Origin of the sequence: uncultured Alistipes sp. (assembly GCF_963931675.1) — a bacterium.
In the GTDB taxonomy this organism is placed as follows: domain Bacteria; phylum Bacteroidota; class Bacteroidia; order Bacteroidales; family Rikenellaceae; genus Alistipes.
Genome location: NZ_OZ007039.1, coordinates 1,236,358 through 1,262,594 on the forward strand (window position 1 = coordinate 1,236,358; position 26,237 = coordinate 1,262,594).

At 62.4% G+C, this 26,237-nt stretch carries 22 protein-coding genes; 8 read left to right on the forward strand and 14 right to left on the reverse strand.

Translation table 11 applies throughout. The features are described 5' to 3' along the window. The 8 genes from ABGT65_RS05335 to ABGT65_RS05370 all read left to right on the forward strand — a co-directional run bounded on the left by ABGT65_RS05335 (position 1) and on the right by ABGT65_RS05370 (position 12,001). Positions 1 to 1,605: an MGH1-like glycoside hydrolase domain-containing protein gene (locus ABGT65_RS05335; protein ID WP_346700336.1), complete on the forward strand. Its 1,605-nt coding sequence runs from the start codon at positions 1 to 3 to the stop codon at positions 1,603 to 1,605. Positions 1,606 to 1,621: 16 nt separating this feature from the next. Further along, positions 1,622 to 2,629: a metallophosphoesterase family protein gene (locus ABGT65_RS05340; protein ID WP_346700338.1), complete on the forward strand. Its 1,008-nt coding sequence runs from the start codon at positions 1,622 to 1,624 to the stop codon at positions 2,627 to 2,629. Positions 2,630 to 2,636: 7 nt separating this feature from the next. Further along, entirely contained in the window at positions 2,637 to 3,461 is an 825-nt protein-coding gene (locus ABGT65_RS05345; protein ID WP_346700340.1) for an ROK family protein, read from the forward strand. A 22-nt stretch (positions 3,462 to 3,483) separates the two neighbouring features. Continuing rightward, positions 3,484 to 5,199: a beta-N-acetylhexosaminidase gene (locus ABGT65_RS05350; protein WP_346700342.1), complete on the forward strand. Its 1,716-nt coding sequence runs from the start codon at positions 3,484 to 3,486 to the stop codon at positions 5,197 to 5,199. 248 nt (positions 5,200 to 5,447) lie between these two features. Continuing rightward, positions 5,448 to 8,648, forward strand: a complete 3,201-nt coding sequence (locus ABGT65_RS05355) for a TonB-dependent receptor (RefSeq protein WP_346700344.1) — start codon at positions 5,448 to 5,450, stop codon at positions 8,646 to 8,648. Between the two features lie 14 nt (positions 8,649 to 8,662). Then, complete coding sequence (locus tag ABGT65_RS05360) at positions 8,663 to 10,288, forward strand: RagB/SusD family nutrient uptake outer membrane protein (protein WP_346700346.1); 1,626 nt, start codon at positions 8,663 to 8,665, stop codon at positions 10,286 to 10,288. Positions 10,289 to 10,311: 23 nt separating this feature from the next. Beyond that, positions 10,312 to 11,127, forward strand: coding sequence for an endonuclease/exonuclease/phosphatase family protein (locus tag ABGT65_RS05365; protein WP_346700348.1), 816 nt, complete (start codon positions 10,312 to 10,314; stop codon positions 11,125 to 11,127). A 22-nt stretch (positions 11,128 to 11,149) separates the two neighbouring features. Then, the gene (locus ABGT65_RS05370) at positions 11,150 to 12,001 is read left to right on the forward strand and encodes a hypothetical protein (RefSeq protein WP_346700349.1); all 852 of its coding nucleotides are present in this window, start codon (positions 11,150 to 11,152) and stop codon (positions 11,999 to 12,001) included. Positions 12,002 to 12,147: 146 nt separating this feature from the next. Here ABGT65_RS05370 and ABGT65_RS05375 read toward each other — a convergent pair whose 3' ends face one another. The 14 genes from ABGT65_RS05375 to ABGT65_RS05440 all read right to left on the reverse strand — a co-directional run bounded on the left by ABGT65_RS05375 (position 12,148) and on the right by ABGT65_RS05440 (position 26,167). Continuing rightward, the gene (locus ABGT65_RS05375) at positions 12,148 to 12,693 is read right to left on the reverse strand and encodes an HAD hydrolase family protein (protein WP_346700351.1); all 546 of its coding nucleotides are present in this window, start codon (positions 12,691 to 12,693) and stop codon (positions 12,148 to 12,150) included. Further along, positions 12,669 to 13,448, reverse strand: a complete 780-nt coding sequence (locus ABGT65_RS05380) for a DUF2520 domain-containing protein (RefSeq protein WP_346700353.1) — start codon at positions 13,446 to 13,448, stop codon at positions 12,669 to 12,671. The genes ABGT65_RS05375 and ABGT65_RS05380 overlap by 25 nt, the downstream gene beginning before the upstream one ends. Before the next feature lie 16 nt (positions 13,449 to 13,464). Then, positions 13,465 to 14,769 (reverse strand): YihY/virulence factor BrkB family protein, encoded by a 1,305-nt coding sequence (locus tag ABGT65_RS05385; protein ID WP_346700354.1) that lies wholly within the window; start codon positions 14,767 to 14,769, stop codon positions 13,465 to 13,467. Between the two features lie 40 nt (positions 14,770 to 14,809). Beyond that, positions 14,810 to 15,955, reverse strand: a complete 1,146-nt coding sequence (locus tag ABGT65_RS05390; protein ID WP_346700355.1) for a THUMP-like domain-containing protein — start codon at positions 15,953 to 15,955, stop codon at positions 14,810 to 14,812. 18 nt (positions 15,956 to 15,973) lie between these two features. Further along, positions 15,974 to 17,452: a ComEC/Rec2 family competence protein gene (locus ABGT65_RS05395; protein WP_346700357.1), complete on the reverse strand. Its 1,479-nt coding sequence runs from the start codon at positions 17,450 to 17,452 to the stop codon at positions 15,974 to 15,976. A 33-nt stretch (positions 17,453 to 17,485) separates the two neighbouring features. Continuing rightward, complete coding sequence (locus ABGT65_RS05400) at positions 17,486 to 17,893, reverse strand: structural protein P5 (RefSeq protein ID WP_346700359.1); 408 nt, start codon at positions 17,891 to 17,893, stop codon at positions 17,486 to 17,488. Further along, positions 17,874 to 18,326 (reverse strand): phage holin family protein, encoded by a 453-nt coding sequence (locus tag ABGT65_RS05405; protein ID WP_346700361.1) that lies wholly within the window; start codon positions 18,324 to 18,326, stop codon positions 17,874 to 17,876. The genes ABGT65_RS05400 and ABGT65_RS05405 overlap by 20 nt, the downstream gene beginning before the upstream one ends. Further along, positions 18,301 to 18,774 (reverse strand): hypothetical protein, encoded by a 474-nt coding sequence (locus ABGT65_RS05410; protein WP_346700363.1) that lies wholly within the window; start codon positions 18,772 to 18,774, stop codon positions 18,301 to 18,303. The genes ABGT65_RS05405 and ABGT65_RS05410 overlap by 26 nt, the downstream gene beginning before the upstream one ends. Before the next feature lie 77 nt (positions 18,775 to 18,851). After that, a complete protein-coding gene (locus ABGT65_RS05415; RefSeq protein ID WP_346700364.1) occupies positions 18,852 to 20,078 on the reverse strand; it encodes a phage portal protein in 1,227 nt (408 codons plus the stop codon). Positions 20,079 to 20,146: 68 nt separating this feature from the next. Continuing rightward, the gene (locus tag ABGT65_RS05420; protein ID WP_346700366.1) at positions 20,147 to 21,124 is read right to left on the reverse strand and encodes a hypothetical protein; all 978 of its coding nucleotides are present in this window, start codon (positions 21,122 to 21,124) and stop codon (positions 20,147 to 20,149) included. Positions 21,125 to 21,214: 90 nt separating this feature from the next. Continuing rightward, positions 21,215 to 22,087: a Clp protease ClpP gene (locus ABGT65_RS05425; protein WP_346700368.1), complete on the reverse strand. Its 873-nt coding sequence runs from the start codon at positions 22,085 to 22,087 to the stop codon at positions 21,215 to 21,217. A 3-nt stretch (positions 22,088 to 22,090) separates the two neighbouring features. Continuing rightward, positions 22,091 to 22,351, reverse strand: a complete 261-nt coding sequence (locus ABGT65_RS05430) for a hypothetical protein (protein WP_346700370.1) — start codon at positions 22,349 to 22,351, stop codon at positions 22,091 to 22,093. Further along, positions 22,348 to 24,708, reverse strand: coding sequence for a hypothetical protein (locus ABGT65_RS05435; RefSeq protein ID WP_346700372.1), 2,361 nt, complete (start codon positions 24,706 to 24,708; stop codon positions 22,348 to 22,350). The genes ABGT65_RS05430 and ABGT65_RS05435 overlap by 4 nt, the downstream gene beginning before the upstream one ends. Positions 24,709 to 25,087: 379 nt before the next feature. Next, positions 25,088 to 26,167: an IS110 family transposase gene (locus tag ABGT65_RS05440; protein ID WP_087309029.1), complete on the reverse strand. Its 1,080-nt coding sequence runs from the start codon at positions 26,165 to 26,167 to the stop codon at positions 25,088 to 25,090. Between the last annotated feature and the right edge of the window lie 70 nt (positions 26,168 to 26,237).

Sequence of the window (26,237 nt, forward strand, 5' to 3'; positions counted from 1 at the left end):
ATGAAACGAAGGACAATTGCGGCGGCGCTGGCCTGTCTGGCCCTGCCGGCCGCAGCCCAGGGGCTGAAATCGGGCCCCTACGAGCTTCCCTACAAGAATACCTATGTCAAGGAGGTCTTCGTCGCCGAGAACGAGTTCCGCACGGCCGAGCCCGTGACGCGCACGCCGGGGTCATTCGACGAGGCCCGACAGGTACTCCCCGAACCCTACTGGGAGGGGCACGATGCGGAGATCGAGATGTACTGGCACGCCTGGCGCATCGCCGTGGGGAACATCCGCCAGCCGCAGGAGGGCTCGGGGTTCGTGGCCCCGTACCTCGACATCGCCTACAACGGCAACATCTTCATGTGGGACATGTCGTTCATGATGATGTTCGCGCGCTATGGCTACCGGTTCTTCCCGTTCCAGTCGTCGCTCGACAACTTCTACGCCAAACAGCACCCCGACGGCTTCATCTGCCGCGAGATCCGGGCCGACGGGTCGGACTGCTTCGAGCGTTACGACCCCACGTCGACGGGCCCCAACCTGCTGCCTTGGGTCGAACTGGCCTACTACCGGCAGTTCGGGGACCTCGACCGCCTGCACCGGGTCTTTCCGGTGCTGTGCGCCTATGCGAAGTGGTGGCGGCTGAACCGCACGTGGCCCGACGGCTCCTACTGGTCGAGCGGCTGGGGCACGGGTATGGACAACATGCCGCGCGTGAAGGAGGAGTACAACCCGATCTACTCGCACGGCCACATGTCGTGGCTCGACACGAACCTGCAGCAATACCTGGTCGACGCCTCGCTGCTGCAGATCGGTTTCTACATCGAGCGGTGGCAGGAGATCGAGGAACTGGAGGACGAGATGAAGTTCCTGAAGGGCTACCTCAACGAACGGATGTGGGATGACAGGCGGGGCTTCCTCTGTGACCGATATGCCGACGGGACTCTGTGTTCGACGCTCGGGATCGGAGCCTACTGGGCGCTGCAGACCGATGTGCTCGACAGCGTGCGCCTCGCGCGCCTGGTTTCGCACCTGCGCGATACGGCGGAGTTCAACCGCCCGCACCGGGTTCCGTCGCTGGCTGCCGACCACCCGAAATACAACCCCAACGGGCGCTACTGGCAGGGCGGCGTGTGGCCCGGGACGAACTACATGCTCATCGACGGGCTCCGGCAGCAGGGTTATGGAGAGCTGGCGCACGAGATTGCAGAAAACCACTACCGTGCGGTCTTCGAGGTGTGGAAGAAGACCGGGACCTTCTGGGAGTACTACGCCCCGGAGCGGATCGAACCGGGCTTCATGGCGCGCAAGGATTTCGTCGGATGGACGGGGCTTCCGCCCATCGCGGTCTTCATCGAATACATCCTGGGCATCCGCTCGGACTATTCGGAACGTTCCATCGAATGGGACCTCACGAAGACCGAGGCGCACGGTATCTCGCGCTATCCCTTCGGGCCCGAGGGGGTTGTCAGCCTGCGCGTCGGGCGCCGGAAGAGCGTCACGGAGCGCCCCGTGATCCGGGTCGAGTGCGAGGAGCCCTTCGACCTGACGGTCCGCTGGGGCGGGAGCGAGTGCCGCACGGTCCACGTGGCCCAGAGCGGAGAAGTCAAACTGAATTGAAAAAACAGGACCAATCATGAAGAGAGTGATCGCATGGAGCTTTCTGCTGCTCCTGAGTCTGAATACGTCGGCGGCGCGGCCGCAAGGGCTTCGTTTCGCGGCCGACGGCACGTTCCGCATCGTACAGTTCACCGACCTGCACCTCGACCCGCAGACTCCGGAGCGGCAGGCCGAAGCGGAGAAGACCTTCGCGCGCATCGACCGGATCATCCGCACGGAGCGTCCCGACCTGCTGGTCTTCACGGGTGACGTGGTAACGGGCAGCCCGGCTGCGGGGATGTGGCAGCGGCTGCTCGATACGCTCTCCCGCCGGGGAGTCCCCTACTGCATCGTTCTGGGCAACCACGATGCCGAACAGGATCTCCCGCGTCGGGAGATTGCACGGCTGGTGACCTCCGCCCCGGGGAGCCTCAACACGCTCGACGCGACGGGCGAGTTGGCCGACGTGGAGCTGCCGGTCGTGGATTCTGCGGCCCGCAAACCGGCGGCCGTACTCTACTGCCTCGATTCGCACGACTATTCGACCCTCCCTGGGATCGAAGGATACGGCTGGTTCGAACAGGAGCAGATCGCGTGGCTGCGCGGCCGCTGCGCGGCCCGCACGTCGGAGAACGGCGGCACGCCGCTTCCGGCGCTGGCGTTCTTCCATATCGCGCTGCCGGAGTACGTGGCGGCGTGGCGGAACCCCGACAACTCCCGCATCGGGCGGGCTGCCGAAGAGGAGTGCCCCGGAGTGCTGAATCCGGGGATGTTCGCCGCGATGGCCGAGAGCCGGAGCGTCATGGGGACCTTCGTGGGGCACGACCACGACATCGACTATCTCGTTGCGGAACAGGGTATCGTCCTCGGTTATGGGCGTTTTTCGGGGGACAATACGACCTACAACAACCTGCGTCCCGGAGCCCGGGTCATCGTCCTGAGCGAGGGGGTGCGCGGCTTCGAGACCTGGATCCGCGAGGACGACGGCCGCATCGTGGACCACGTCCGGTTCGAAGGGGGCAAAATCGTCAAGTACAAACAATAATCCAGTCATGAGAATCGGCGTAGATTTGGGCGGCACGAACGTTCGTGTCGGATTGGTCGACGAAGGCCGCATCGTGCGGCTGATCTCGGAGCCCTGCAAGTCGGACCGTCCGGAGGGGGAGGTCGTGGCGCATATCGTTTCGCTCATCGAGCGAGTGATCGTCCCACGTGTGACGCACATCGGCATCGGAGTCCCTTCGGTCGTGGATGCGGCCCGGGGGATCGTCTACAACGTCACGGGGATTCCCTCGTGGCAGGAAGTGCACCTCAAGGAGATGCTCGAAGCGCATTTCGGGATTCCGGTACACGTGAACAACGACTGCAACTGCTTTGCCATGGGGGTTTGCCGCTACGGCGAGGCCCAGGGGTTCCGCGACGTGGTGTGCGTGGCCCTCGGTACGGGAGTCGGGGCCGGAGTGGTGATCGGCGGCAAGCTCTACTGCGGCTGCAACACGGGGGCGGGTGAGATCGGCGGCATCCCCTACCTGGACCGCGACTACGAATACTACTGCAGCAGCCGTTTCTTCGTGGGGCGCGGTACGACCGGCAAGGAGGCTTTCGAACGGGCCGTGGCGGGCGATCCGGAGGCGCTGAAACTCTGGGAGGAGTTCGGCCGGCACGTCGGGCGTCTGGTCATGCTGATCCTCTACGCCTATGACCCCGAGGCGATCGTCTTCGGCGGGAGCATTTCGCACGCCTTCGACTTCTTCAGCGAGGCGATGCACGCCGAGCTGGCGGAATTCCCCTATGCCAGGACCGTCGAACGGGTGCGGATCCGCTGTTCGAAAATCGAAAACATCGGGCTTCTGGGAGCCTCGGCCTGTCATGAATAGCGGGGTGCACAGATCGCCGGGAATGGCGTGGGGACGGAGTGCCGGCGGGCGGGATTTCAGTGCGCGGGGTGCTCTGTTGGGCGGAGTGCTCCTTGTGGCTGCGGCCCTCCTGGCTTCGGGATGCGGCCGCGTGATCCGCGCGGAACGCCCCGTGGAGGTGACGCCGCGCCCCGTGGAGGTGGTCGAAGGCGAGGGTGTTTTCCGGCTTACGGCCCGGGTGCCCTACTGGATGCCCGGAGAGGAGCCCGGTGGAGAGACCGGTGAAGGGACTGTTGCGGGGATGGAAGCTGTAGGCGAGGCGTTCGTCGAACTCTTGACGCCTTGCTTCGGGCAGCCGCCGGTCCGGGCCGAACGCCTCCCGGAACGGGGCGGTATCCGGTTCGAGATCTGCGATACGCTGGGTGCCGGGGCCTATTGCCTTGAGGTGACGCGCGAGGGGATCGGAATTCGCTCGGGTGATGCCGCCGGGGCGTTCTATGCCGTGCAGACGCTGCGTCAGCTGCTGCCGCCCGGGGCGCTCAGCCCCGGCGGACCGGTGCGGGCCGTCGAGATCCCCGAGGTGCGCATTGTCGACCGACCCTGCATGGCCTATCGGGGGCTCATGCTCGATGTGGCCCGCCACTTCTTCACGGTCGACGAGGTGAAGCGCACGATCGACCTGATGGCCCTCCACAAGATGAACGTCTTCCACTGGCATCTGACCGACGACCAGGGCTGGCGCATCGAGATCCGCCGCTATCCCGAACTGACACGGGTCGGGTCGGTGCGACGCCGGACGCTGATCGGCAAGGATCCCGGCGGCGAATACGACGAGTCGTGCCGCTACGACGAGACCCCCTATGGCGGCTATTATACACAGGAGCAGATCCGCGAGGTGGTGGACTATGCCGCCCGGCGCTTCATTACGGTGATCCCCGAGATCGAGTTCCCGGGGCATGCCGTGGCGGCCCTGGCCTCGTATCCCTGGCTGAGCTGTACGGGCGAGCGTTACGAGGTGCGCCAGACGTGGGACATTGACGACCGGGTCTTCTGCCCGGGGCGCGAGTCGACCTTCGAATTCATCGAGGGGGTCCTCTCCGAGGTGCTGGAACTCTTCCCGTCGGAATATATCCACATCGGCGGGGACGAGTGCCCGACGAAGATGTGGGCCCGCTGTGGACACTGTCAGGCACGGATGCGGGCGGAGGGTATTGACGACCTGCGGGGGCTCCAGGGCTATGCCACGGCCCGGGTCGAACGCTTCCTGCAGGCGCACGGCCGGCAGCTGATCGGCTGGGACGAGATTCTCGAAAGCGGGGTGACCCCGACCGCCGTCGTGATGTCCTGGCGCGGTACCGAAGGGGGCGTCCGTGCCGCCCGGCAGGGTAACCGGGTGGTCATGTCGCCCTCGACCTATTGTTACTTCGACTATTACCAGACGGAGGATACCGCCTCCGAACCCCTGGCCTGGGGCGGCTGCCTCCCGCTCGAAAAGGTCTATGCGTTCGATCCGTATGAAGGGCTCGACGAACGGGAACGGGCCTGCGTCCTGGGGGTTCAGGCCAATCTCTGGACCGAATACATCCCCGATTTCGGGCAGGCGCAGTACATGCTGCTGCCGCGGTTGAGCGCCCTGGCCGAGGTCGGGTGGAGCCTCGACCGCAAGGATCCGGCCGATTACCGGAGGCGTCTCGCCCGGCTGGCCCGCTGCTACGATGCCGCCGGTTTCCGCTATGCACGGCACGGTTTCGGGGAGTGATTCCCGCCGTTCCGACCCGGCTGGTGTGCAGATCTGCGTAATATGAGGACTATATTACGCGAAATGCGTCCATTTCCATTGTAAGAGTTTATAAATTTGAATATCGGAAAGTGTAAACTGATCCCGACAGGGCATATTATGCGCTTTTGTTTGGAATATTATTAAAAAAATAATTAAAAAATATTAAAAAATTTTTGAAAAACGATCTCTTCTCAAGACTTCTCTAATTAACTATTAACCTTAACTCTATGGAAATGAATTCGACACTTTCAGAGAAGAAGTGGAGATTCCTCCGCGTTCTTCTGATGAGTCTGCTGTTGGGCATGCTCATGCTTCCTGTTGAGGCCCAGAACCGGGTGACGGTTTCGGGACGCTTGACCGATACGGGCCAGAACCCGTTGATTGGCGCCTCGGTCATCGAACAGGGGACGACCAACGGCGTCACGACCGATGTCGACGGCCGTTATACGATTTCGGTGAATGCCGACGCCGTGCTGGAATTCTCGTTCATCGGCTACAAGACGCAGGCCGTCCAGGTGATGAACCGCACGCAGATTGATGTGGTCATGGAGGATGACGCCATGATGATCGGCGAGGTCGTGGCCATCGGCTACGGCTCGCAGCGCAAGGAGGACCTCTCGATGGCCGTGACCACCGTCAAGGTCGACGATGCCGCCCGCAGCCGCGCCTCCGACCTCGGTACCCTCCTCCAGGGCCGCATGCCGGGTGTCACGATCATGCAGTCCGGCGACCCGATGCAGAAGGCTTCGTTCTCCATCCGCGGCCGCGGCTCGAAGGGCAACGACCAGGGCACCGAGCGCGGTAACGACGGTCCCACCTCGGGTGACGGCGTGCTGGTGGTTGTCGACGGCGTGCCCAACGCCCCCTACATGGTTGAGGACATCGAGACCATCACCGTCCTGAAGGATGCCGCCTCGGCCGCCATCTACGGTGCATCAGTCGGATCGAGCGGCGTCGTGCTCATTACGACCCGCCAGGCCGAGGCCGGCAAGACGCGCGTCAATGTCAACGTCTCGCTCGGTTTCGAACGCTCGATGAACCTCCCCACGATGCTCAATGCCCAGCAGTTCTGCGACGTATGGGCCAAGGCCGTGTCGAATTCGGCCAACGGCTCGCTGCCGAACCTGGCCAACCCCGAAGTCTATGCCGGTGCCAACGTGACGCGCACCGACTGGCTCGACGAGATCTTCCGGACCGGCCTCACCCAGCACTACGGGGTCTCGATCAGCGGCGGCACCGAGAAACTGCAGTCGATCCTCTCGGTCACCTACGACGACAAGGAGGGTACGCTGCTCAATACCTGGAGCCAGACCCTCGGCGCCAAACTCCATACGACGTTCAAGCCCGTCAAGTGGCTGAAGCTCTCCGAGCGCGTCTCGTTCGAGTACTCCAACGGCCAGGGCAATGTCAACACGTCGCACACCGGCCCGATCCTCGGTGCCATGTGGTTCCCTGCCTCGGCCTCGGTCTATGACCGCGATGCCGACGGCAACATCGTCTACGACAGCTACGGCAAACCCAAGTACGGCGGCATCGCCTCGTCGGCCGACATGGCCGCCGGCGTCACCGGCCCGAACATCGTCAACCCGGTAGCCCAGCTTGAGACCATGCGCCGCCGCTATCCCCGCACGAAGGTCTTCTCGACCACCTCGCTGGAGATCAAGCCCATCACCGAGCTGACCATCAAGTCGGAGTTCACGGCCGACCTCGATACGCGCGAGGAGGACGAATTCTCGCCCGCCATCGACGTGCCGGGCGGCTCGACCACCGGTACGCGCGACCAGTACTACTTCAACAACTTCCACACGCTGTGGGAGACCACCGCCACCTATGCCCAGGTCTTCGGACGCCACCACATCAGCGCCATGGCCGGCTTCACGACCGACTACCAGAAGAACCACTACCGCGAATACCGCACCAAGGGGTATATCGACGCCACGGACAACAACATGGTCTGGGACTCGGCCGACGAATGGGCCAGCAACCCCTCGGAGACGCTGCGTGACTACGCGATGGTTTCGGTTCTGGGCCGTATCGGCTATTCGTTCGACGACCGCTACTTCCTGGTCGGCAGCATCCGCCGCGACGCCTCGTCGAAACTCCCCTCCGCGAAGAACTACGACTGGTTCCCCTCGGTGTCGGGCTCGTGGAAAATCTCCTCGGAGAAGTTCTTCCAGAACTCCTCGCTCACGAAGGTCTTCGACCTGGTCAAGCTGCGCGCCGGTTGGGGTAAGGTCGGCAACGTGACCCTCTACTCGCTGCCCAACCCCACGCAGATCCCGCTGCTGACCTACACGGACGGCTCACTCATCGGCGGAAATACCGTCTACGGTACCTATCTGGAGACGATCGCCAACACCAACGCCACGTGGGAGACCACCGTACAGACCAGCGTCGGTCTCGACCTGACGATGTTCCAGAACAAACTCGAGTTCAGCGCCGACTACTATTATAAGGAGACGCGCGACCTGATCGACTACATCCCGACGCCTTCGCAGATCGGTGTGGAGAACCCGCCCCTGGGCAATATGGGCAAGGTTATCAACCGCGGTTGGGAGTTCTCGGCCTCGTACAAGAACAGCGCTGCCGACGGCAGGTTCAACTACAACGTCTGGGGTACCTTCTCGGTCAACAAGGGCTGGGTCGATGACTACGGAGCCCAGAAGATCGTGCAGCACAACAACCCGAACATCAACAGTACGCCGATCCTCTACTCGGCCGCCGGCTACCCGTGGTACTCCTACTACATCTACCGCACCGACGGCATCTTCCGCTCGCAGGAGGAGATCGACCGCTACGTGAGCAAGAACGCCGAGACGGGTGAGGTGACCCAGGTGCAGCCCAACGCCAAGGTCGGTGACCTGAAGTTTGTCGATACGAACGGCGACGGCGTGATTACGGACGACGACAAGGTGCTGACGGGCTGCTACACCCCCAAACAGACCTATTCGTTCGGCGGTTCGTTCGACTGGAAGGGATTCGACTTCAGCATCATGTTCCAGGGCGTGGCCGGCAACTACATCTACAACGGTACGAAGCAGATGGCCATGAACGGCCGTCAGGACATGGGCAACCTGATCTCCGATGTCTTCAACACGTGGGATTTCAACCCCTCGGGCAGCGAGTACCCGCGTCTGGGCATCGTCGAGGATGACAACGGCAACTACGTGAAGTTCTCGGACATCTTCCTTGAGAAGGGCGACTACCTGCGACTGAAGAACATTACGCTGGGTTATACGCTCCCGAAACACATCACCCGCCACATCGGCCTCGAAAAGGGCTCGCTGCGTGTCTACATGAGCATCGACAATGTGGCTACGATCACCGGTTATTCGGGCATCGACCCCGAAGTCGGGAACTACGGTGTCGACGCCGGTGTCTATCCCGTATCGCGTTTCTTTAACTTTGGTGTAAACGTCAACTTCTAAACTACAAATCGACCATGAAAAAGATATTGTTAAGTATTTGTCTGGCCGTCAGCGTATTCGCTCTTTCGGGCTGCGCCGACTTCCTCGACCGTGAGCCCTATGGCCGCGACACGTCGTGGAAAACCGACGAGGATGTCATGAAGGCCGTCTATGCGCTCTACTATTTCGTGTCGCCGCACTGGAGCGAGGAGATCTGCGGCCGCGGGCACATGTGGTTCGAGTGTGCGAGCGACAACGTGCTGATCGGTCGTGACCGCCCGGCCGTGGACGAGATCCGCGAATTCCGCATGTCGCCCTCCAACGACCAGGATGTCAAGAATGTCTGGGGCGTCATGTACCAGAACGTCGCCAAGGCCAACAACATCATCAAGCTGGTGCCGGATCTGAGCGTCTCCGAGTCGGTCAAGCACCTGGCGGTCGGTACGGCCTACTTCTTCCGCGGCTTCTCGATGCTGTGGATGGTCCCCTACTACGGTGACGACACGAACGGCGGTATCCCCATCATCCTCGACACGACGCCGATGGACGAGATGGACTCCCCGCGTCCGGACCATGTGCTGAAGAACTACGACCAGATCATCGCCGACTTCCGCCGTGCCGCCGAGGAGCTGCCTTACTTCTCCGAGCTTTCGGCCTCGCAGTACGGCCTGCCGCACAAGGCGGCCGCCTGGGCCTTTGCCGCCCGTGCCGCCCTCTATGCCGCACAGTATGACGCCTCGTACTACAACACGGTCATCGAGATGTGCAACCAGGTCATGGGAATGACCGGCGCCGACAAGCGCTCGCTCTACATCGACCCGAACGACAAGTCGAAATCCTTCGCCAACCTCTGGCGCAAGGAGCAGAACCACAGCTCGGAGTATATTTTCTCGCTGGAGGGCGATGCCACCAACGGCGCCCGCTACCACGGTGCGACGTTCGTGAATGCCGGCTGGGGCCTCTACAACACGTGGGGATACTACACGCCGAGCCTGGAGCTTTGGAATGCCTTCGAGGAGGGTGACCAGCGCCGCGAGGCCACGATCCTCTACCCGGGCAACCACGTGAAGTTCATGGGCCGCGACATCACCTTCGGCGGCTATTGCACGGACGGTTCGATCTCCTCCTACACCACCAGCCACGTGTCGGCCGGACTCATCAACCAGAAGTTTATCTCGCCCTGGGAGACGGGCAGCTACACGGAGGTGTCAAGCCAGCGCGACAAACTCTGGAATACGCTCAACGTCTGCCTGATGCGTTATGCAGACGTGCTGCTGATGAAGGCCGAGGCGCTGATCTGGACCCAGGGTGAGGGCAACGGCGAGGCCAAGGAGCTGCTTGGCGACATCCGCGAGCGTGCCGGGCTGCCCCGTGAGAATGCGGCCACGAAGGCCGAGCTGCAGAACCAGCGCCGTTGCGAGCTGGCCTTCGAGTTCCAGCCCAGCCGCCATATCGACGTGATCCGCTGGGGCCTGGCCCAGGAGTACTATGCGAAACCGCTGCACAGCGTGGTTTCGAAGATGGTCGACGGCCAGATCAAGACCGAAGAGGTGGAGGTCTATCCGGGCCGTACCTTCAATCCGACCTACAACAAGGTGTTCCCCATTCCGGAAACGGCTTTCAACGGAACGGTGAACCTCAAGCAGAACAAGGGCTATTAACCGATTGATAAATAGAGACAGTCATGAAAATCAACAAGATATTGGGGGCGATGCTCCTCCTGGGGGCGATGCTCCCGCTGGCAGGGGCCCAGGCCCAGACCTTGCGGCTGAAATGTATGTCGTGGAACGTCAAGGCCCTGGAGCTGGCGGACAATACCAATGTGACGCGCGACATCACGCGCTTCGTGGATGCCATCCGGCAGGAGAATCCCGACATCGTATGTTTCAACGAGTTCGAGACCGCCAGCGGTCTGATGAGCTCGAAGGAGAAGCTGACCGAATTTGCCCAAGAGCTCGGCATGTTCCCCTTCTTCATCTGGTCCTATGACAAGGACAACGGCTACTACGGGAACGGCATCCTGTCGAAGTACCCGATCGTCAACTCGAAATCGGTCCTGCTCGGCAAGTACACGGGTGCCGACCAGCGTTCGGTGGGTTGGGCCGACATCCTGGTGCCGACGGATGCCAACCCCGACGGGGTAAAGGTCCGGGTCATCTGTACCCACCTCGACGCCTTCGGCGGCGACGAGACCTGCTTCGAGCAGGCCAAGGAGGTGATTGCCGATGCAGTGGTCCCCGCTACGCAGGCCGGCATCCCGTCGGTGCTCATGGGTGACATGAACTGCGGCCCGTCGACGGAAGCCATCAAGGAGTATCAGAAATACGGTACGAAGCTCTGCAACAACGCCGCCACCTTCGGCGGGTACAGCAAACTCGACTATTTCCTCTCCTTCCCGGCCGGTGAATGGAACTGCACGGATTTCAAGGTGCTCAATACCGGCGATTATCCCAACCTCTCGGACCACTTCCCCATTATCGGTACGGCCGTATTGAAATAACTAACCGAAACAGACTGAAACGATGAAAAACGTTAAGAAATACCTCTCGACCATGCTGGCCCTGGCCTTGGCTCTGCCGATGTTCACGGGCTGCAACAACGGGTTGGACGAGTACCCCTCGGATGCGCAGATCCCGGCTCCGTCGGACAAGTTCACCACCGACATCCAGTTCGTATCGCGCCTGAGCGACGCGGCGCTCTGCGCCAGCGAGGAGGACTGCCGGGCCGTGCACGACTACATCGTCACGACGCTCAACGGAAAGAACGGCTCCTGGCTGACGATCCTCGACCGGGCCGACAATGGCAAACTGTCGGAGATGCTCGGTACGGCGTTCGATTCCTACCGCTGGACGACCTTCGCCTTCAACCGGATCGTCGACAAGACCTCCTATCAGGGCAGCATGCTCTATGTGAACCAGTGCCTGACCGAGTCGAAGGGGGTTCCCTGCGGCGCAGGGTGCTACGTGACGGGGCTGACCACCGGGATGACCGGTGTGCGCACCGACAAGAACGACCTGGGTGAGGTGACCGGTACGACGGCCGTTTCGTTCGACGTGAACGTCGTGACGGCCCGTTTCGACACGGCGGACCAGATTGCGGCCTTCGGCGGCAGCGAAGGGGTGCTCCGTTCGTTCTACAACGACAACATGCCCTTCCTGATGATCGGAACGGTGAAGAACGACCTGTTCGGGTCGCTGCAGGGAATAGGCCAGAGCGTGGGGACAAGCTACGGCTTCAATGTCTTCGAGGTGGCAAAGGGGGCGCAATATACGATCTTCCTGCTGACCGAGGAGCGTTTCTGGGGGCTGAACGGCGTCCAGAAGGAGACCCTGGCCGACGGCATCGAGAGCTATGCCATCAAGGTGATGTGGTAGCTTCCCGGGCCGGAACGGCAAGAGGCGGAACCTTTGCGGTTCCGCCTCTTTTCTTGTCTGGCATCATGACCAACTTGTTAGGGACTTTTTCCGTATTGCGTGCTGCCGCCGGGCGGTTGCCCTCCCCTGGCGGGGAGGCCGCGGGGTCAGCGCGAGGCGACGAGCGACGACGGTGTGACGCCCATCGAGTCGCGCGCCCAGTCGCCGTGGGCCCGGAGCACCTGTTCGATGATGTCGCGCACGGCCCCTTCGCCCCCTTTGAACTCCGAGACGTAGCGCGAAGCCTCGATCACCTCGGCGACGGCATCCGACGGACAGACCGGGATCCCCACTTCGCGCATACACTCCAGGTCGGGGATGTCGTCGCCCATGTAGATCACGTCGGAGGGCGCCACACCCTCGTTCCGGAGGTATTCGTGCAGCGCCGCGATCTTGTCCATGCAGTCGACGTAGTAGTGGCGGATCCCGAGCATCCGGAGCCGGTGTTCGAGCGTCTTGCCGCGTCCTCCGGTGATGATGCAGACACGGTAGCCCAGCTTGATGGCGTAGGCCAGCGCATAGCCGTCCTTGGCGTTGTAGCGGCGGATGAAGTCGCCGTCGGGCGTGGGGATGATCCCCCCGTCGGTCATCACGCCGTCGACATCGAAGATGAAGGTCCGGCAGCGTGCTATCTGTTCCTTGAAGTTTTCCATATGTTTTCGCTGATTTGGGTATAGATCTTCTGAAGGGTCGGGTTGCCGTTGAGCAGGGCGAGGTGCCGCTCCTGCGTGGCGGTGTCGTTGCGTACGGCGGGGCCGGTCTGCACGTCGCGCGGCGAGGAGCTGTCGCACGCCTTGGCCGCGGTTTCGGCGATCAGCGGCTTGAGTACCGCAAAGTCGAGCCCGGCACTGCGGACCACCGCCTCGCCCAGGGCGTACATGTGGTTGGCGAAGTTGCAGGCGAAGACCGCGGCGAGGTGCACTTTGCCCCGCTGTGCGGAGTCGGCCCAGAGCACCGTCCGGGAGAGCGTGCGGGCAAAGGCTTCGAGCTCGGCCCGGAATCCGGTGTCCGATGTTTCGAGGAAGACCGGGATTTCCGAGAAATCGACCCGGCGGCCCTTGGTGAAGGTCTGCATCGGGTAGAAGACCGCACGGCGCGCAAATCGCTCCGGAATGGCTTCCAGAGGTACGCTTCCGGCGGTATGGGCGACGGCGGCCGATGCGGGGACCGGCAGCGTGGAGGCCACTTCGGCCACGGCGCGGTCGCTCACGGCGATCAGATAGATGTCGGCGTCGCGGCGGAGCGCTTCGGGGTCGGAACTCCAGTTGCATCCGGCCAGGGCGGCGACGGTACGGCCCCGTTCCGGATTGCGGGCGAAGAGCTGGAGGAGTTCCAGGCCGCTTCCGGCGATGGCCAGGGCCAGGGCCTCTGCCAGGTTTCCGCTTCCGATAATGACGACTCGTTTCATCTCTTTTATTCCTGATTTACAGCAGGTCTGTCAATCGCACGTTGTTCGGCGAGTGGAGGACCTCCTCCTTGAGTGTCTCCACTTCGCGGTTCATGCGGGCCAGTTCGGGGGTTTGTTCCAGGTCGAGGGTGGTCTGTCCGGTGCGTTCGACGGCTTCGAGGATGCCGTAGACGGTGGTCGACGAGAGGTCGTGGGCCGGGGCGAAGGCCACTTCGCGTTCGCCGTCGCCGCTGCGCACGGCGATCAGTTGTCCGGCCTGCACGAGCTGGAAGAGAATGTCGTTGACGATTCGGGTCGGGAGCCCGAGGCGTTTGCGGATCTCGTCGGTCGGGAGCGTTCCGCCGTGGTCGCGGAAGTTGCGTGCTACGAGAATCATCACCGCGAGGAGCACCTTGCGGCGCTGGTCGTAGCTGATGCGCAGCGATTCGCGCTCCTCGGCGAAGCGGCTGATGTTCTGGTAGGCGAACGAGAGCTCGCCGCCGAAGAGAAGGATCTCCCAGGAGGTCTGCATCCAGATGAGGAAGAGCGGCAGGGCGGCGAAACTGCCGTAGACGGCGTTGTAGGAGGTCATCCAGCGCTGGACGTAGACGTAGCCCCACTGGAAGAGCAGGAAGATGGTCCCGGCGACGATTCCGGCCATCAGGGCGCTCTGGAACCGCACCCGGGCGTTGGGGATGATCAGGTAGAGCAGGGTGAACATCGTCCAGATGACGACCATCGAGGCCAGGCGGGAGAGGGTCGTGAAGTACCACTTGTCGTAGAGGCCCAGGACCTGCTCGATGTAGTTGCCGACGGCATTGGCGAGGATCCAGAGCACGGGGACGATCATCACCACGGCGATGTAGTCGGTCCACTGACGGGCGATGCTTCGTTCGACCTTGACCTCCCAGATGTTGTTGAAGGCGTTTTCGATCGACCCGAAGACGCGGATCACGGCCCAGAAGAGCATCACCAGACCCACGGCGGCCACGACGCCGCCCTGGGTTCGGGCCAGGGCGTTTTCGGCGAATCCGACGATGTAGTCGACGGTTTCGGGGTGTTGGGGGAAGAGCTCGTAGAGGTTTTCGACGAGTCCGTCGGCGAGGCCGAATCCCTTGACCACGGCGAAGACCAGGGCCAGGAGCGGCACGAGCGACATGAGCGTGTAGAAGGTGAGCGCTGCGGAGCGGACCAGCGTTCCGTGCTCGACCAGCCCGCGGGCCGTGTAGAAGAGCAGCCGGTATTGCTGTACGAGCCACCGCACGACGGGATTGCGCCATTCGTTGATGTCCTCCCGGAAGATCGTATCGGTAAAGTAGGTGAAGAGTTTTCGGAGTTTCATGGGCTCGGTCCGCCATCGCGGTGCTATTTGACAAAGATAGCTATTTTAGACGGATCGCCCAAAAATCGTTCCCGATTTTCGTGAAGGCCATCCGCAGGTCGGCGCCGGGACGGGTGCCGAGGCGCCGCATGAGCTCCTCGGCCGGGAGCGGGAAGTCGCGTTTGAGGAGTTCGAGGCCGCGGCCTTTCAGTTCTCGCTTCAGCCGCTTCGGGTCGTAGGGCTCGATCCGCTCGACGGGCAGTACGCGCCCGATGATGCCGTGCGGCTCCTCTTCGGCGAATCCGAATCCGAGGTCGCTCCAGCAGTCGGCCTTCCCGGCCAGATGGAGGCGCGCGAGGCGGGCTTTCTGGAGGGCGACGTCCGGGACCACCAACCAGTGGTAACGCACCGGATCGAATGCCGGGGCTTCGGGCGCGGCGGCTCCGGGCCGGGCCGAGAAGCTCCCTGTACCGAGCGCCGTGGCCGTAACGAGCGGTCCCGAGCCGTCGGCATAGACCTCGACCTCCTTGCACTCGTCGCCCGACGAGACGACCTCCACGCGGCTTCCGGGAAAGAGCCGCAGGGCCTCGTCCACATCGAACAGCGGGGAGTTTTTCAGGCAGAGCCGCGGCGCGATCCGGTCGATCGCCGGTCTCAGGGCCACGATGTCGGGCGAGCAGGCTTCGAGCCGCACCTGCTTGCGCCCTTCGGCCGAACGGCGGTCGGGATCGGCGTAGACCCAGTCGAAATGCAACCCTTCGCGGCCGAGAAACTCCTCGGCCGAACTGTTTACGACCTCGATATTCGCAACTCCCATTCTCGAAAGGTTGTCGGCGGTGATGCGGGCCAGCAGCGGGTCGCGTTCGAGGGCCACGACGCGGCGGAAATGCCGGGCGAGATAGAGCGCATCGACCCCCAGCCCGCAGGTGAGGTCCAGCACCGTGTCGCCCGCGATCCGTTTGTGGGCGGCTGTCGCTTCGCTCGATGCCTGCTCGAAGGCCCGCGGAGGCAGGATGCACTGCGCGGCGGCATACGTCGGGAGTTTGCGTTCGGCGCGTGCGAGGTACTTGACCTGCGTGGCGACAAGCCGGGCATGGGGAACCGTCCGGTCGAGCGCCACCTCCAGCGGGTCGCGGCCCCGGGCGGCGGCAATCGCTTGCCGGAGCTCGTCGCTACGGAGCAGGTCGTATTCCTCGGCGGTGATCATGGGGCGAAAGCGTTTGTTTTACGGACGCAAAGGTAGGCTTTTTTTCGGTTCCCGGCATCCTGCGGCGAGCGTTGCAAGGAGGAAAACCGCATAGAGGAGGATGGTGGGAGCCTTTTCGAGCGTATAGTCGGTTGTGCCTCCGGGCAGTGCGGCGGTCGCCCGGGCCAGGAAGTTGACCGCTTCGGCGGCCTTGCCCGTCACCAGCCCGAAGAGCGGCGCAAGCCATCCGACGGGCAGGAGCATCCAGAGCGCACCGCCGAATACCACGACCCCGGCCAGCAGGATGGCCACCGGATTGACGACCAGCCCGGCCAAGGGCACTATGCCGAAGGTGTGCGAGACGAGCGGGGCCGTAGCCAGTGTGGCCGTCAACCCGATCACGTAGGCGTCGCTCACGGCATTCAGCCATCGGTGGCGGGTCCGGCACCTGCGGCAGAGGGGTACACCCCAGAGGAGAATCCCTGCGACGGCGAGGAACGAGAGCAGGAAACTCAGGTCGCCGATCCAGTTGGGATTCCAGAGCAGCATCCCGAAGGCCGCCAGGGCCAGGGCATTCATCCCGACATACTCCGACGCGGAGGCGAGTGCGGCCTGGAGGAAGGTGCACATCACGGCGGCCCGTATGGCGCTGGGCGGGAATCCGGCCGCGGCGACAAAGAGCCAGATGGCCGCCGCTGCGAGAAGGTTCTTCCAGAGGTGCCCGCGCCGCAGCAGGGGCAGCCACCAGAGCAGGGCGTTCACCACGACGAAGACAATCCCCGTATGGAGCCCCGATACGGCCAGCAGGTGCGAAAAACCGCTCCGGGAGTAGACTGTGCGGAGTTCGGCGGGGATTCCGCGCCGTTCGCCCGCAGCCATCGCCTCGACGACGGCCCGGGCTTCGGGAGCCATCGGCAGACGGTCGAGACGTTCGACAGCCCGGCGGTGCAGGGAGGCACCCCGGGGCTCCTCCCGGTCGAGGATCGCCCGTTCTCCGATCCACAGCGTTCCGGCATAGCCCCGCCGTTCCATCAGCCGCCGGTAGCTCTCGGCTCCGCCCTGGAACGGCCTCACACGACCCCGGCAGCGGATCCGCTCTCCGTCCCGAAGCCGGGTCAACGAATCGGCATAGAGCCGGATCCGGGTCTCCGAAGCGTGCCAATGGCCATTCGTCGGGTCGCGCCAGGCCGTGACTGCGGCATCGGCGACCGAATAGCGCTCCCGTTCGACGGGAAATCCCTCCACGACGACTTCGTAGAGGGTGTACACCTCCCGGGGGACCGAAATTTCGGGAGCCCGGAGTTGTGCCGCGGCGAATCCCGACGTGAGGAGCATCGCCACGGCGGCCGCTCCCGAACGGAAGAGGAGGGCCACGATGCCCGTACAGACGAAAGCCCCTGCGAGAAACCACAGGGGCAGTTCGTACACTCCGGCCAAGGCAATCCCCGCGGCGAAGGGTGCGAGGAGCTTGACCATCGGCATCCGATTGAGCCGATCCAGCAGGCAGGCGATTTTCATACCTGCAAGATAATCAAAACAGACGAAAAAAAGTCACTCGGGTGACAGAAAAAGCTCCCACCCGTCGGCCACCTGCCGCATGTCGGCCGGAGTCCCGTTCTCCACGCGCGAGATGGCCGCGGCGAGGGGGATCATCGTTCCGGCGTCGCGCGTGTCGAGCGGCTCATCGGGGTCGATGCCCGTATCGGCGGCCACGGCGCGGATGTAGAGGCCGGTATGGTTCTCCGAGGGCGGGGCCCAGCGGGAGATCATTCCCCGGATGGTGTCGAGCCCGTAGCGGACGCGGTAGGTGTCGAGCAGGACGAAGATGGCGCGGTATCCCCAGGCCAGCGTCTCGAACTCCTTGAAGTCCGGGTCGTGCGAGGGGCGGATCTCGCCCCGGTAGCGGACCCTCGACTGGCGGATGTTTCCCGGATTGCGGTTATCGAGTCCCCGTGCCATAGTCGTCGTCCTTGATGTGAAGGTGGGATTCCACGCGGCGTTTGGCGTAGCGCCGCAGCCAGCGGAAGAGCGGGGCCTCGGAGAGCTGCGCGGCATTTTCGAGGAACGACCAGAACTCCACGCCGCAGGTGAATCCGGTGAAGAGCTTGGCGAGGTTCAACTGCATGAAGTCCAGTACGCAGCAGTCCAGGAGCCAGGCCATTGCGATGGCCGTGACGGAGAGTCCCATCTTGACGACCGTGCGCCAGGCCTTGCAGCTTTCGAAGTACCACTCCCGCCCTTCGCGGCGGGCGACGGCCCGGTCGGCGAAGATCCCCGAGACGAAGTCCACCCCGATGAAGAGCAGTGTGGTGATGACGAGCGGATGAATGGGGGCGAAGAGGGCGGCAACACCGGCCACGACGCCGCTAACGAACCTGAACAAAGCCTCCATCGGTCATACAGCGGTTGAAGATGTTCTTTTCGGGGCGGTACTCGGGGAATTCGTCCCGGTTGTTTTCGAGGTAGTCGGAGGCCCGGCGCAGGAGCGTGCGGGCTTCGCAGCGCAGGGCGTGCCGATGCCGCAGGCGGGCTTCGTCGTCGGCGGGCTGGCTCCAGGAGGATTTCGGGGCTGTTGTTCCGCACTGTCCGGTGCGGATGTCGAGCCGCGGCTGCAGGGCAAGCCGGGTGAAGAGCGCCAGAGGGGTTGCAAGGTATGTGTTGCGGAAGTCGGCATGGTCTCCGGCGAGGAGTTTTTCGTGGAGTTCCGGGCCGATCACCGGAACGATGTAGCGTTGTTCTGCGGCGGCGATGTCGGCCTCGCCGAAGGTCTCGGGCGGGAGGTACTCGCCCTCCCGGAAGGCGAGTTTCAGGAGTTGGAGAGGTGAGATGAGCGTATTCATGGGAAGGGTTCGTTTTCGGCGCGCCGCCGCCGTGCGAAGCCCTCCGGTTGGGCCCGGAGGCTCCGCACGGGCGGCGATCATCCGATGCTTGTGACGTTGTATTTGGTGATTTCGGAGAGGAAGGCCTGCTGTTTGGGGTCTTCGGGGTCGTAGTCGAGCCCGTCGGCCTTGCGGGCCTCCCAGACCTTCATGTAGATGGGTTTCGAGCGGGTCGGCGGGCGGTTGACGATCTGCAGCGAGGAGGTGTCGAGGCCGAGGACGGCGGTGATGATCTCGCGGATGGGCTCGGTGAGCTCGGCCTGTTCGGCGAGGATCACCGTGTTGAGGGCCACCTCGTACTCGTGGAGGATGCGCTCGGCGTTGAATCCCGAGGCGTAGTCCAGACCGCTCAGGGTCCGGAACCAGGAGTGTGCCACGACGATGTCGCTGACGGCCTGTTCGTGCAGGGCCTGCCAGTCGCCTTCGTTCTGGGCCGTGATGGGGATGAAGCGCGAGTTGTCGTCGTCGCCGCCGTCGCGGATGACGAACATCACCTGCCCGGGGTTTCCGGCGAACTTGCGTTCGGCCATGCGTACGATGCGCTCGGCTTCGGCCTCGCTGTCGACCGTCGAGTCGAGCATCATCACGCCGGAGAGCTGGAAGGAGTTGTCCAGTCGGGAGATGTTCCAGCGGTCGGTTTTGTAGGCAATGGCCGAGACGCCGAATCCGGCGATGTAGGTCGGGACGCCGTAGTGCTCGAACATGGGTTCGTAATCCTTGTAGTGGACGATCGCGCGGAGAGTCCCGTCCTCCTGGGGCTCGAAATTCGGGTAGAGGGGGAGCGTCCGGGCCTCGGTGGGCTTGAAGGCCGACCAGTCGTGGTGGAGGAGGATGTGCTCCGCGTCGCGTGCCACGCGGCAGCGGGATGCGTCCTGGTGGTAGATCGAGAGGAATGAATGGTCGGCGTCGGTGACGATTTCGAGGAAGGCGTTTCCGAAGAGCGACTTGTCGAATGCCAGTTTGTTGAGCACCTGTCTCAGGCTCTCCCCGCTACCGTTTACGCGGCGGACGAATGCGGCCAGGGCGGGCTGCCGGGTCTCGTCGCAGATGAACCCCTTTCCCGAGATGTAGTCGGCCTTGTCGTTGATGATGCGTCGGTGTGTGGTCGACCGGCGGGCCATCAGGGCGAGGGCTGCGGGGAAGAGGTTGTCGTCGCCCCAGCGCCAGAAGCGGTCGTTTTCGACCCGTGTCGTACCCAGCGTGACATAGGGATCCGTGCGGTTGGCGACGGCGACGGCGGTTTTGAAGTTTTTCGCTTTGCTCATGGGAAATTTCGGATTTCGGGGGAGTACCGCCACACCCTGTGGCGGGTTGCGGCGGTACCTGGTGAGAATTACTGTTTGTAGGCGTAGGTGATCAGGGCCTCATCGAGGAGCGTGCAGCCGGCCATGAAGACGGCGCGCTGGCGGTTCTCCATCTCGTCGGGGTTGTACCACATGCGGACTTCGTTTCCGGGCATGTCGGCGGTGTTGACGGCCAGGACGAGGTTGCGGCGGTCGGTGAGCATACAGAACGACTGGTGGAGCGTCGTGTCGGAGAGGTAGCTCCCCATGCGCACGTCGATGACCGGGATACCGTGGTATGCGAGTGTCTTGCGGCCATTTACGGCGTCGATGTATGCGGAGTCGGCGCCCTTTTCGTCGAGGTACTTCTCGTAGAGGTAACAGATGTCCGAAGAGGCGAAATAGGCGAGCTGGCCTTCGGCCTTGAGGTCCTGGGCCCGGGGATCGGCCTGGGTCCAGAGTTTGTCGAAGAGCTCGGGAGCGTAGCTTGTGTCTTCGAGGTCTGTGGCCTGGTAGGTGGCGTTGTAGATGGCCTGGTCGGTGACGAGTTCCTTGATGAGTTTGAGGAACCCGTCGAAGGTGTTGTATCCGGATTCCGCCGAGGTGTCTCCGGCCCACATCGTTGCGCGGATGTTTTCGGCGAGGGCCTTGCGGAAGAGTTCGGTTTCGGCCTGTTCGAGGATCGTCCCGGAGAGGTCCTCCATGTTGACGTCGACGATTGAGGCGACCTTCTCGTAGACCATCGAGAAGTAATCCGCAGCGGAGAATCCGAGTTCGGCCTTGACGCGCTGGAGGTCGATCGTCTTTTCGAATCGTTTGGCGTCGGCGCTTCCGGTCCAGCCTGCGGAGGTGAACTTCTGGAGGATATTGCGCTGTCCGTCCCAAAGTTGGATGCGGGCGGCCTGGGGCATGTTGTAGAGGACGCGCACGCCGAGGTCCTGAGCCGACTGCCCGGTCAGGATCGGGCGGAAGAAGATGTTTTCGAGGTCGGAACCGGTGTACTGTTTCGCATTTTCAAGGTAAGTCATGGTTTTTGTGGTTTTTTGAGGGTTTATGATATGAATGGAGATTCGGCGTCGGGAAAAACCTTCGGCCGCTTTTTCGGATGCGGGGCGGGGTCAGTTGCGGAAACACTTGGCATCTTCGGCATAGGCCCGTTCGTTGGCCGAGCGGGTGGTCTCTCCGTAGGAGGGGTCTTCGCAGGGCAGTACGCGGGTCGGGGCGATCCGCCGTCGGGCCTCCTCGGCGGCGATTGCCGAGCGGCGGTGCAGCTCCCGCAGCTCCGCCTCGGTGTGGAGGATGTTCCGGTCGGCTACAGGCTGCAGGTCGGGTTTCATGCCGAGTTCCGCGAGGAGGCGTTTCCAGCCGCGTGCGATGTTCTTCGCCAGTGAGGAGCCGTCCGTCCGGGCGGGTTCGATCACACGGTCGGCCAGTCCTGCGGCGATGGCCTCTTCGGGGGAGAGCCAGCGTCCGTTCCCGTTGTTTTCGGACATCAGGGCCTCGAACTCCCCGGCGGGGCGTCCCGAACGGGCGGCATAGACGGCGGCGATGCGGGCGTCGGTCTGGTGGAGAAGCTCGATTTCGGAAGCGATTTCCGCGGCGTTTCCTTCGGTGGAGCAGATTGAGTTGTGGATCAGGTAGAGGGCGTTTTCGGAGATCTCCCGGGCCCCTTCGGAGGCAGCCTGGGCGATGATCGTGGCGGCCGAGGCGGTGTAGCCGTAGCAGCGGGTGACGATGCGTGCGGGGAGTTGGCGGAGGGCGTCGAGGATCAGCAGGGCGTCGTTGACGTCGCCGCCCGTCGAGCGGATGTTGACCACCACCTCCGGGGCTTCGATTTCGGCGATGCGGCGGAGGGCGTCGCGGAACCGCTCATAGGTCGCCACACGGGCGTCGGGGTCGTCGAACTGCCACTCTTCGGGGATTCCGATGGTCCCTTCGATGTCGATCTGGCAGCAGTCGGCGGAGTTGTTGATTTGGATTTCAGATTTCATGATTCAGCTTTTGGAATGGTTGTAGAATGCGTTTCGGGCTTTTTCGTAGGAGCAGCAGAAGGTGTCGGCAGCGATTTCAAGCGCCTCGCAGCGGGGGATTTCCTGGCGCTGAAGCCGTTGCACCTCGTCGCGGATGGCCTGGCGCTCGCAGGCCCGTCGGTCGATGAATCCGCGTTCGAGGAGTTTGAGGAGCGCCTGCCGGAGCGTGAGACCGCGGACTTCGCGGATCAGGAGTTCCGAAAATTTTTCGTCGAGTCGGGTCATGTTTCGTCAATGCGTTCGAAGAGACATTTTACGGAGGCTTCCCGGGGGTCGTAGTCGTCGATTTCGCGGAGTGCGGCGGTGACGATTCCCTCCCCGGTGTCGATCCGGAATGCGGAGCGGATGTCGGGGGCTCCGGTCCCGGGCGCGAAGAGCGCCTCGAATTCGTGGGGAGCGATCCGCAGACGGAGGGATATCCGTTCGCGGGCGGCTTCGCGGCGGACCTGCCGGTCGTAGTAGCGGTGGAGGCCCTGGGCGCCGTCGCGGTCCTCGAACCCCAGGGTGAAGGGCTCCGTGGTGTCGTCGCCGGGGAAGAGGAAGGCGATGAGCGGATATTCGTTCTGTCCCGAGGGGTATCCCCAGCGTTCGTTTTCGGGCAGGGGCTTGATGCCGACGTAGCGGACGATGCGGGGCGTGAAGTTCGTGCCGTCGTCTTCGGCGTCGTCGCGGTCCCCGACCTGCAGGAGCCGGGCCGACGGGGCGTTGAGGTAGTGCCCCGTGGAGTTGAGCGAAGGGGCGAAGAGGGGATTGCGGAGAACCTTTTCGCCCTGGAGTGCGGCGTAGGAGGCGGCTTCGAAGCTCCAGCTTCCGAGCGTGGTCTCTTTGTCGGCGTCGAAGCGGGTTACGGCCCCGTCTCCGTCCTGGAACCGCCAGGTGCGCACTTCGTGGATTTCGGGTGCGATCTGCTCCCGGACGACGGGTTGCGAGAAGTCGGTACGGCGGCTCCAGTCGACCGCCTCGCCGCTGCCGAAGAAATCGGCTTCGGGTTCGATCCATACGGTCCGGGTCGGCTCCTCGGTGTAGAACCTCAGGTTGAAGAGGTGCGCGAGGGCTTCGAGCAGTTCGGACTGCCGTATGTCGTGGCGGGCGACGTCTGCGAAGCCGACCGTCGATCCGAATCCGGGCCCTGGCAGGAAGAGGGGCCGGAGCGAACACGCCTTGTGCAGCGTGAGCCGCATCCCCTCCTCGGCTCCGGCGAAGTAGATCTGGTTGAAGTATTTGGGCGAGGTCGGGGAGACACGCTCCGAGGGGGTCCGGAGTTTCACCTCTACGGTTGTCTCCCCCGTTTCGTCGATATACCCGTTGTAGAGGGCCCAGTCTCCGGTGTAGTCGACCCATTGGGAGCCGCTGTAGATTTGCAGGACGGGGTTGGCGACGCTCCCCGAAGCGGGGGTCGAGACGGCGGCCGATCGTGCGGAGAACGAGGCCCAGAGCGTATTGGCTGCCCCGTTCAGGGTGTAGGTCAGCCGGTACTGGGCTCCGGCCGTGTGGTCGAAGACGATCACGCGGTAGGAGAAGTTGGCCGTGAGTCGGTTGCGGAGGTCTTCGTAGCGGTTGGCCAGTTGGAACTTGAATTCGGCGCCGGGCCCGAGATAGAGGGTGTCGAAGCCGGTGAGGCGGCTTCTGGAGCGGATCCGGTGGGCGGTGGTGTATTTCAGGTAGAATTCGAATCCGACGTTGATCTCCGTCGGCGGGGTGTAGACGATCTTGCCGTTGTCCGTCGAGAAGCAGTTGCCGTTGTTGTAGAGGCCGCTGATGGCCTCCCCGTCGGCATCGACGGTTTGGGGCGTGGCCGTGTCGACGATGTTTCCCACGGTATTGGCCAGGGCCTTGGGGTCTGCCGTGACCCGTCCGAATTCGTTCCCGGCTGCGGAGGCGGGTCCGAGCCTCCGGGCCGAGAATCCCATCCTGTTGACGGCCGCGGCGGTGTCGCGCGAGGTATACGCACCGCTCATGTAGAGCGACTGGAAGAGTTCCGAGTCGAAGAATCGGCTTTCGACGCGGTATCCGGCCTGCGAGAAGATCCGGCTGACGAGCGTGGCGACGTGCAGGAAGGGGTGGTAGTCCTCCACGGCGAGGAACCGTTCCGCGGGGAGCAGGTCCGACGAACTGTTCTGCTGCTCGTAATCGTCGTGGTGGACGGGGAAGAACCGGATGGGCGTGTCGTCGGTCCAGCTTTGGCAGATGAACGTGGGGTTCAGTTCCCCGGACCAGTCGATTCCGAGGTTGTCGAATTTGCTTCGGGCGGCCTGTTCGGCCCATCCGGCCCCGCCGCTGCGGATTTCAATTTCGTACCGGGCGCCCTTCACGGCGAGCAGGCGGACGCTTCCTTCGATCAGCACGGCCCCTTCGTGGGAGAGTTCGGCCCGGTGCGCTGTTCCGTTGAACAGCAGGGCGGTATCGGTATCTTCGGCGAATTGCAGGATCGGGCGGTTGCGTGACGTGATCGGAAGCCCGATCTTCAGCGAACGTCCTTCGCGTGCGGCGTCGATCGTTTCGGTCCGTGCGGCATCGTACCCGGGTACGGCGATGGGATCGGTTCCCAAGTCGCAGCTCATTCCGTCGATTTTCAGTTCCATGATACGCTTTCCAGTTACAATCCAAATAAATTTGGATCAAAGTTTTTGGTTAGATTTGTTTTTATTTCATTAACAACATATTGCGTTTCTTGAAGATCTTCCCGGCCAAAGGTCAAGGCACAAGTGACTCCGCCGGCCTCTGATCGAGCCGGTGCGGAGACACTTCGTGCTTAACACCTTTGGCCCTTTCGAAAGCCGAGATTTCAGAACCCGTAAAAAACCTTCGGTAAACAGACTTTCCACAGCGGTCAGCACGCTGCCGCATGTTCCTGTATTAGTTTACAAAGGCCAGAGGAGCAAACTATTTTAAGCGGACGTTAACGCCGCAAACATCATGTAGTATTCTCTCTGGGAAAATCCGTTTACCGGAAGGGTTTCTCTATGACATGACACTATTGACATAATCAGTCTGGTGCTTGAGTACGAAGTATAATCTGTTGACCAGTTTGCGAGCGACCTTTACGATGGCCTTGCTCTTTGGCATTCGCTTGCACTGTTCAGTAAAAAACAGGTTCATCGCAGGGTCTTGACGTACCGCCACCCATGCGGCCTCTATCAGGTTACAGCGCATGACGGCGTTTCTTCGCACGGTAATGTCTCCTGTCCCATCTTTCTCTCCACTGGAATGGCACATCGGGATCATCCCGATATAGGCGGCCAGTTGTTCGGCATTGCGGAAACGGGCAATGTCGCATATCTCCGAAAGAAATGCCATTCCCGTAGCCTGTCCGAACCCCGGAACGGTCATAATCAACCGCAGCGGTTCGCGAAACCGGTCCGTCTTGGCCAATGTCCGCAAAGCCCGTGTCATCTCCAACTTCTGGCGGCGTAGCTCCTCCAGATGCCGGATTTGAATGTCGAGGGCCTGACGCCCGCTCGGTGTGAGGGTTTCAACCTCCTTCAACCAGGCAATAAAACGTTTTGACCAGTTGGAGAACGGTTCGAGGAACTCTTGTGGAATCCCAATGCCCAGATACCGCAATTGGGACTTGATCCGGTTCTTCTGACGCGTCGTGTCTTTTGTTATCGAGTTCTTCAATCTTATCAAGGAACGCATCTCCAACGATGCGCTGTCCGGCGTGTAAATGCCTTTCAGTTCGTTGGCTCGTAAACTCCGCGCCAGCTTGCTGCTATCCACGGCGTCACTCTTACGAAGCTTTTCACTGCTCTTGGTCGGAACATCCCCCGGATTGACCACGATGTTGTCAATCCCTAATGCCGTCAGCCGTTCGTGTATCCAGAACCCGCAGAAGCCGGCTTCGTATACCGAATGATATTCGGCTCCCGGATAACTCCGCGCCAGAAATCCGTGCAATGCTTCCGGACTCGGATGCTGACTAAACTTCTTCAGCACGGAGGTCTCCGACAAGACCGTAACCGACCAACTCTTCAAATGGACATCGATCCCTATATAAATCTTTTGTCCTCTGAAACTAATTTCGTTTCTTTGTCCTCTCATGGCTATCGCTATTTTAGTTAGTTAAGGTTTGGCTGCTTTAATCTAACCAAAATCTCGATAGCTTTTTTCT

Coding starts and splice junctions, on each gene's coding strand:
- ABGT65_RS05420 (WP_346700366.1), bottom strand. CDS start 21,124: ATGACTTACCTTGAAAATGCGAAACAGTACACCGGTTCCGACCTCGAA.
- ABGT65_RS05380 (WP_346700353.1), bottom strand. CDS start 13,448: ATGAAACGAGTCGTCATTATCGGAAGCGGAAACCTGGCAGAGGCCCTG.
- ABGT65_RS05350 (WP_346700342.1), top strand. CDS start 3,484: ATGGCGTGGGGACGGAGTGCCGGCGGGCGGGATTTCAGTGCGCGGGGT.
- ABGT65_RS05395 (WP_346700357.1), bottom strand. CDS start 17,452: ATGAAAATCGCCTGCCTGCTGGATCGGCTCAATCGGATGCCGATGGTC.
- ABGT65_RS05390 (WP_346700355.1), bottom strand. CDS start 15,955: ATGATCACCGCCGAGGAATACGACCTGCTCCGTAGCGACGAGCTCCGG.
- ABGT65_RS05440 (WP_087309029.1), bottom strand. CDS start 26,167: ATGAGAGGACAAAGAAACGAAATTAGTTTCAGAGGACAAAAGATTTAT.
- ABGT65_RS05345 (WP_346700340.1), top strand. CDS start 2,637: ATGAGAATCGGCGTAGATTTGGGCGGCACGAACGTTCGTGTCGGATTG.
- ABGT65_RS05340 (WP_346700338.1), top strand. CDS start 1,622: ATGAAGAGAGTGATCGCATGGAGCTTTCTGCTGCTCCTGAGTCTGAAT.
- ABGT65_RS05400 (WP_346700359.1), bottom strand. CDS start 17,893: ATGGCACGGGGACTCGATAACCGCAATCCGGGAAACATCCGCCAGTCG.
- ABGT65_RS05355 (WP_346700344.1), top strand. CDS start 5,448: ATGGAAATGAATTCGACACTTTCAGAGAAGAAGTGGAGATTCCTCCGC.
- ABGT65_RS05335 (WP_346700336.1), top strand. CDS start 1: ATGAAACGAAGGACAATTGCGGCGGCGCTGGCCTGTCTGGCCCTGCCG.
- ABGT65_RS05405 (WP_346700361.1), bottom strand. CDS start 18,326: ATGGAGGCTTTGTTCAGGTTCGTTAGCGGCGTCGTGGCCGGTGTTGCC.
- ABGT65_RS05415 (WP_346700364.1), bottom strand. CDS start 20,078: ATGAGCAAAGCGAAAAACTTCAAAACCGCCGTCGCCGTCGCCAACCGC.
- ABGT65_RS05410 (WP_346700363.1), bottom strand. CDS start 18,774: ATGAATACGCTCATCTCACCTCTCCAACTCCTGAAACTCGCCTTCCGG.
- ABGT65_RS05360 (WP_346700346.1), top strand. CDS start 8,663: ATGAAAAAGATATTGTTAAGTATTTGTCTGGCCGTCAGCGTATTCGCT.
- ABGT65_RS05435 (WP_346700372.1), bottom strand. CDS start 24,708: ATGGAACTGAAAATCGACGGAATGAGCTGCGACTTGGGAACCGATCCC.
- ABGT65_RS05430 (WP_346700370.1), bottom strand. CDS start 22,351: ATGACCCGACTCGACGAAAAATTTTCGGAACTCCTGATCCGCGAAGTC.
- ABGT65_RS05370 (WP_346700349.1), top strand. CDS start 11,150: ATGAAAAACGTTAAGAAATACCTCTCGACCATGCTGGCCCTGGCCTTG.
- ABGT65_RS05425 (WP_346700368.1), bottom strand. CDS start 22,087: ATGAAATCTGAAATCCAAATCAACAACTCCGCCGACTGCTGCCAGATC.
- ABGT65_RS05385 (WP_346700354.1), bottom strand. CDS start 14,769: ATGAAACTCCGAAAACTCTTCACCTACTTTACCGATACGATCTTCCGG.
- ABGT65_RS05365 (WP_346700348.1), top strand. CDS start 10,312: ATGAAAATCAACAAGATATTGGGGGCGATGCTCCTCCTGGGGGCGATG.
- ABGT65_RS05375 (WP_346700351.1), bottom strand. CDS start 12,693: ATGGAAAACTTCAAGGAACAGATAGCACGCTGCCGGACCTTCATCTTC.